This is a genomic window from Archangium sp., assembly GCF_036277355.1.
Classification (GTDB): Bacteria; Myxococcota; Myxococcia; order Myxococcales; family Myxococcaceae; genus Archangium.
Window position 1 is genome coordinate 1 of the sequence record NZ_DASUNC010000091.1, and the last position, 2,288, is coordinate 2,288.

Genomic DNA, 2,288 nt, shown 5'->3' on the forward strand with positions numbered 1-2,288 from the left:
CACCTCGACGCCAGCTGGCCCGAGTACAACCGCCTCTACGCCCACCCCTTCACCTGGTCCTGGACTCGCGCCAAGATGCACTCGTGGGTGGACCGGCACCTGTCCTGACTATGTTGAAAAACTTGTCGGACAGTCCACTAGTCTGGGGCGGGTGAGGGAGTTGCCGCGACAGCTGGGCCCCTATCGCCTCGTGCGCCGGCTGGGCGCGGGAGGCATGGCCGAGGTGTTTCTCGCGCTGGCCTTCGGCGCCAGTGGCTTCGAGAAGCGCGTGGTGCTCAAGGTGCTGCGCCCCGAGCACGTGGGCAATCCCACCTATGAGCGCATGTTCCTCGAGGAGGGCCGGTTGGGGGCGAGGTTGAGCCACCGCAACCTCGTGGGGGTGCACGACCTGGGGTACGCGGACGGCGCGTACTACGTGCGGCTGGACTACGTGGAGGGCGCGGACCTGGCGAGCCTGCTGACGCGTGGGCGGCCCGGTTCGGCGCTGGCGCTCTTCGTGGCGGACGAGCTCGCGCTGGCGCTCGACGCGGTGCACGGGCTGGAGGACGAGGCGGGCCGGCCGCTCGGGCTGGTGCACCGGGACGTCACGCCGTCCAACGTGCTGGTGTCGCGGTGGGGCGAGGTGAAGCTGGCCGACTTCGGCATCGCCAAGGCCACGTTGCTGAGAGACCAGACGCGGACCGGGGTGCGCAAGGGCACGTACGCGTACATGTCTCCCGAGCAGGTGCGCGGGGGCGCGCTGGGCCCGGCGAGCGATCTCTTCTCGCTGGGCACCACGCTGCACGAGCTGCTCACGGGGCGCCGGCCCTTCGATGGGGAGACGCCCTTCGAGACGATGGAGCGCATCCGCGAGGCGGACGTGGGGCCGCTCGCGGACGTGGAGGAGGACCTGCGGCTGGTGCTGCGGGCCTGTCTGGCACGGCGGCCGGAGGACAGACCGGGCTCGGCCGAGGTGCTGCGCCGGATGCTCTCTCCGCTGCGCCGCGCGCGTGCCGAGGCCGGGCCACCGGAGCTGGCCCGGTGGGTCCATGAAGGCCTGGGGCAGGGTGGCGCGGGTGGCTCCACGAGCGGCACGGTGCTGGAGGACACGTGAGGCCCGGTCAGCCCGGAGTCCTCGCGTGTCATGCCGTCCGGATGACGACCTTGCCGAAGTGCGCCCCACTCTTGAGGTAATCGAAGGCGGCGCGCGTCTCGGCGAACGGGAAGACGCGGTCCACCACCGGACGCACCCCGTGCAGCGTCAGCGCGCGGTTGAGCGCCTCGAAGGACTGGCGGTGGCCCACGAAGGTGCCCTGCACGCGCAGGTTCCCCATGAGGATGGGGGTGAGCGGCATGGCCCCCGCGCCCCCACTGAGCACGCCGATGACGGACACCGTGCCCCCGAGCCGTACCGCGCGCAGCGACTTCTCGAACGTCCCAGCGCCGCCCACCTCGACGACGTGGTCCACCCCCGTGCCACCAGTGAGGGTGCGCGCCGTCTTGTCCCAGTCCGGCGTCGTCACGTAGTTGATGCCCTCGTGGGCGCCCAGCGCGCGGGCCCGCTCCAGCTTGTCGTCCCGGCTGGAGGTGAGGATGACGCGCGCCCCCATCATCCGGGCGATCTGCAGCGCGAAGATGGAGACGCCTCCGGTGCCCTGCAGCAGCACGGTGTCACCCGCCTTGATACCGCCCTGGGTGACGAGCGCGCTCCACGCGGTGAGGGCCGCGCACGGCAGCGTGGAGGCCTCCTCGTCCGTCAGGTGCGCGGGCGTGGGCACGGCACCGTCCTCGGAGAGCAGCATCGTGTCCGCGAGCGCCCCATCCAGCGGCCCGCCCAGCGTGCTGCCCTGCACGTGACGCGAGGGCTCTCCCGCGAGCCACGCCTGCGCGAAGAGGCCCATCACCCGGTCCCCGGCCTTCACGCGCGTGACGCCCGGTCCCACCGCGTCCACCACGCCCGCCCCATCCGAGTTGGGCACGAGCGGCAGCTTCTGCCGTGGGTTGTAGCGGCCCTCCACCATCATCAGGTCGCGGGAGTTGAGGCTCGTGGCCTTCACCCGCACCCGCACCTGCAGGGGCCCCGGCACCGGGTCCGGCCGCTCGGCGTACACCAGATTGTCCAGTCCGAATCCGCCTCGAATCTCGTAGACCTTCATGGGGCCGGGGTTCTAGCACCGAACGTCCGATGGGGCCGTCGAGGGAGCACTTGACGGTTCCGGGCTCTCTGGGAGCGGGGCGTCGAGCGAGTAGAGGACGAGGCGGTCGTTCATCCAGGGGATGCGCACCTTGTTGGCGTTGAGGTGCTCGAC

At 71.3% G+C, this 2,288-nt stretch carries 2 protein-coding genes; one reads left to right on the forward strand and one right to left on the reverse strand.

All coding sequences use genetic code 11. The features are described 5' to 3' along the window. Positions 1–160 precede the first annotated feature (160 nt). Complete coding sequence (locus VFZ09_RS23965) at positions 161–1,093, forward strand: serine/threonine-protein kinase (protein ID WP_329729963.1); 933 nt, start codon at positions 161–163, stop codon at positions 1,091–1,093. 28 nt (positions 1,094–1,121) lie between these two features. On the opposite strand, the gene VFZ09_RS23970 is transcribed toward VFZ09_RS23965, so the two are convergent. After that, entirely contained in the window at positions 1,122–2,135 is a 1,014-nt protein-coding gene (locus VFZ09_RS23970; protein ID WP_329729964.1) for an NAD(P)-dependent alcohol dehydrogenase, read from the reverse strand. Positions 2,136–2,288 lie beyond the last annotated feature (153 nt).

Bases quoted from the DNA above. Each gene is read 5' to 3' on its own strand.
- VFZ09_RS23970 (WP_329729964.1), bottom strand. From the start codon at position 2,135: ATGAAGGTCTACGAGATTCGAGGCGGATTCGGACTGGACAATCTGGTG.